Annotated in this window: 5 protein-coding genes; 1 reads left to right on the top strand and 4 read right to left on the bottom strand. The window is 71.3% G+C overall.

Going from position 1 to position 3,681, the window contains the following annotated elements:
- A partial coding sequence (locus ABDW35_RS33760) for a uracil-DNA glycosylase family protein (RefSeq protein ID WP_343718232.1) occupies window positions 1-288 on the top strand: 288 nt, incomplete at its 5' end.
- Between the two features lie 33 nt (window positions 289-321).
- Here the strand turns inward: ABDW35_RS33760 and ABDW35_RS33755 are convergent.
- The 4 genes from ABDW35_RS33755 to ABDW35_RS33740 all read right to left on the bottom strand — a co-directional run.
- A complete protein-coding gene (locus tag ABDW35_RS33755) occupies window positions 322-1,488 on the bottom strand; it encodes a M20 family metallopeptidase (RefSeq protein WP_343718231.1) in 1,167 nt (388 codons plus the stop codon).
- Between the two features lie 11 nt (window positions 1,489-1,499).
- Window positions 1,500-2,396 carry a polysaccharide deacetylase gene (locus tag ABDW35_RS33750; protein ID WP_343718230.1) on the bottom strand — a complete coding sequence of 299 codons (897 nt, stop codon included), beginning with the start codon at window positions 2,394-2,396 and terminating at the stop codon, window positions 1,500-1,502.
- A 20-nt stretch (window positions 2,397-2,416) separates the two neighbouring features.
- Entirely contained in the window at window positions 2,417-3,187 is a 771-nt protein-coding gene (locus ABDW35_RS33745) for an SDR family NAD(P)-dependent oxidoreductase (RefSeq protein ID WP_343718229.1), read from the bottom strand.
- 8 nt (window positions 3,188-3,195) lie between these two features.
- On the bottom strand, window positions 3,196-3,681 hold a 486-nt coding region (locus tag ABDW35_RS33740), incomplete at its 5' end, for an MFS transporter (protein WP_343718228.1).

Raw genomic sequence — 3,681 nt, 5'->3', positions numbered from 1 at the left:
CTGCGCGCGAAGATCGAGCATTTCCGGCCCGAGACGATCGCCTTCCTGGGGAAGGCGGCGTATGAGGCGATCGCCGGCGCCAGGGTCGATTGGGGCCTGCAACCGTGGCGGTTCGGCGGCGCCGCCGTCTGGATCCTGCCGAACCCCAGCGGGCTCAACCGCGGCTTCAGCCTCGCCGCCCTCGTCGAGGCCTATACGGCCCTCAGGACGGACCGTTCATCCTCGCTGCAGCGCTGGATGGAACGGCCATCCGCCGCCGGGGCGGAGGCCGCCCGGACTCCGCCCTAGGCCCCTGCGCCCCGCGGGCGAGCCGCGGGGTCTTCATCCGGCCAGCCGGCCGATCGCCAGGAACAGGCTCTGCGCCCGGGGCACGAAGCTGTTGACCTCCATATACTCCTCGGGCGAATGGGCCTTGCCGCCGACCGGGCCGACCGCGCAGATGGTCGGGCAGCCGACGCTGGCGGTGAAGCCGGAATCGGCGCAGCCGCCGGAGAACTCGCCCGCCACCGACAGGCCGGCATCCCGCGCGGCGCCGACATAGGTGTCGAACAGCGCGGCCGAGGCCTCGTCCTGCACCAGCGGCTTGAACTCGCCCCGGATCTCCACCGTCGCGCTGGTGCCGGGCACGGTCGCCGTCGCCGCGATGCGCTCGATTTCCGCGACGGCGATGTCGCGCTCGGCGGGCTCGACATAGCGCAGGTCGATCTGCGCCTCGGCCTTCGGCGCCACCGTGTTGACCGATTGGCCGCCCGAGACCAGCCCGACATTCAGCGTCACGCCGCGGCTGAGATCGGTGACCGCCTGCAGCGCGACGATCTTGTGCGCCAGCTCGGCGATGGCGCTGATGCCGTCCTGGAAATTGCCGCCGGAATGCGCGGCCTTGCCCAGCACCTCCATCTGCAGGAACACGCCGCCCTTGCGGCCGGTCACGACGTTGCCGCTGGGCCGCCCGGGCTCGCTGTTGAACACGGCCCGAGCCTCCCGCGCCGTCGCCTCGATCACCGGGCGGCAGGAGGGCGACCCGATCTCCTCATCGCTGGTGACGAGGCCGATCAGCGGTGCCGGCGCGCCGCCGAACCGGGCATAGGCCGCCAGCACGAAGGCGTTCATCACCAGACCCGCCTTCATGTCGCAGACGCCGGGGCCATAGGCCCGGCCATCCGCAATGCGGAACGGGCGACGCCCTGCCTCGCCCTTCGGGAAGACGGTGTCACGATGGCCCATCAGCACGATCGGCTTGTTGCCGCCGCCCGCCGCCGGCACCGTCGCGCGGATGACGTCGCCATGCCGCTCCTGCGGCACGGTCGCCGTGGCGATGCCCTGCTCGGCGAAGAAGCGCTGCAGGCGTTCCCCCGCCGCATCGACGCCGGCCTTGTCGTAGGAGCCGGAATCGATGTTCACCAGCTCCTCGAGCAGCGCCAGCATCGCGTCCTTCTGGCTGGCCAGCCAGGCCAGGGCCACGGCCGGCCCCTGGGTCACGTCGGTCATCGGCGGCTCCGTCAGGCGGCGTTGTCGCGGGCCCAGGCCGCGACCTCGGCATGGGTGCCGAACCACACGCCCGGCTTCGACTTGGCGTGGCGGATCAGCTCGTCGATGATCCAGATGCGCGACCGGTAGCCGATGATGTGCGGGTGGCAGGTCAGCTGGAAGATGCCGCCCTCCTCATAGGCCGCGTCGAACTCACGCCGGAAGATGTCGAAGACGTCGGCCGGCGGCGTATAGGGCCGCAGGCTCTGGAACCGGTGCATCATGAAATACACCGCGTCGTCGCGCACCCATTCCACCGGCAGTTCGACGATGCCCGTGGGTTTGCCCTCGAGCACCAGCTCGTAGCAATCCTCATCGGCCATCAGCGAGCTGTCGTAGAGCAGCCCCATCTCGGCCTCGATACGCAGCGTGTTCGGGCTGAAATCCCAGGACGGGGTGCGCAGCCCCACCGGCCGGACGCCGGTGATCTTCTCCAGCGTCTCCGCGGCCCGCATCATCAGGTCGCGCTCCGCCTCGTAAGGCAGGACGGAGTTGAGCTCGTGGATCCAGCCATGGATGCCGATCTCGTGCCCGGCCGCGACCAGGCCGCGCTGCTCGTCCGGATGGGTCAGGGCGGCCACCGCCGGGACGTAGAAGGTGGCCTTGACGCTGTGCCGCTCCAGCAGCGCGGCGATGCGCGGCACGCCGACGCGGTTGCCGTACTGGCCCCAGGCCATGCGGCCGATCGACTTGCCGCCGTCGCGCAGCTCGTTGGTCTCATGGTCGCTGTCGAAGGACAGGGCGACGGCGCAGCGCGCGCCGCCGGGCCAGGCGGCCGGCCGCAGCGCGCGGCCGGCGCGCACCTGGTTGATCAGGCGCTGCCAATGCGCGTCGGGCCACTGCCAGGGTTCCAGGGCGGGTTCGGTCATAGGAGGCACTCCTTGAAGGGTCAGGCCACGGGGCCGCCGGTCACCGGCAGCACCTGCCCGGTGATCCAGGACGCGTAGTCGGAGGCGAGGAACAGCACAGCATGAGCAATATCCTCGGGCCGGCCGAGGCGGCGCATCGCCACGCGCTCGACCAGCGCCTTCTGGCCGGCCTCGCCATATCCGGCCCATTGCCGCTCGTAGTCCGGGCTGGTCGGCATGAAGCCGGGGGCCACGGCGTTGACGGTGACGCCATGCGGCCCCAGTTCGGCCGCCAGCTGCTTCATCAGGCCCAGCTGGCCGTGCTTGGCGGCCGCGTAGCTCTGGATCCCGGTGAGACTGGTGGCGAGGCCGGAGCGGCTGGAGATGATGACGATCCGCCCCTGCCCCGCCTGCTTCATCACCGGGGCCACGGCGCGGGCGCAGAGGAAGGCGCCGGTCAGGTTGGCGTCGACGATGGCGCGCCAATCCTCCGGCTCCACCTCCTCGACCGGGTGCGGGGACTGGCCGCGCACGCCGCCGGCGACATAGACCAGCCCGTCGATCGTGCCGCCCTCCCCGCCGGCCGCGGCCACCATCGCCGCGACCGATGCCGGGTCGGTGACGTCCGCGGCCAAAGCGTGGATCGCGCCGCCGCCCGCGGCCGGGCCGGCGAAGCCCGCGACCTCGTCCGCCAGCAGGTCGCTGGCAAAGACCTGCGCGCCGCGCTGGGCGAAGGCCTCGGCGATGGCGCGGCCGATGCCGCGGGCGGCGCCGGCCACCAGGATGCGCTTGCCGGGAAAGAGGATCTGCATCGGCGGCCTCAGCCCAGCTGGTCGCGCGCCGTCTCGCGCAGCCCGGCGATGACGACGGCGGAGACGATGGCGGCGGCGATCAGATAGTAGGTCGGCGCCACCGGCGACCCGGTGGTGCTGATCAGCCAAGTGGCGATGTACGGGGCAAAGCCGCCGAAGATCGCCGTCGCCAGGCTATAGCCGGTGGACATCCAGGTCGAGCGCGAGTTGGTCGGGAAGATCTCGGCGATGGCGGCCGGACCGGCGCCGGAGAACAGCGCGATCATCAGGCCGAACACGATCTGGATCGCAGCTACGGTGAGGAAACCGGCGCCGGACGCCATGACCGAGAACAGCGGGTAGCTGAGCACGATGAAAGCGGCGCAGCAGGCCAGCAGCAGCGGCTTGCGGCCGATCCTGTCGGACAGGTGGCCCATGGTCGGCACGGCGACCACGAGGACCAGCAGGCCGATCGTGTTCGACCACAGCGCCGCGGTGGCGCTGTGGTCGAACAC

The sequence above is a fragment of the Inquilinus sp. genome (genome assembly GCF_039594555.1).
Lineage (GTDB): Bacteria > Pseudomonadota > Alphaproteobacteria > DSM-16000 > Inquilinaceae > Inquilinus.
Note: the sequence above shows the minus strand (reverse complement) of the source record. Positions and strands in the feature narration are given on the sequence as shown.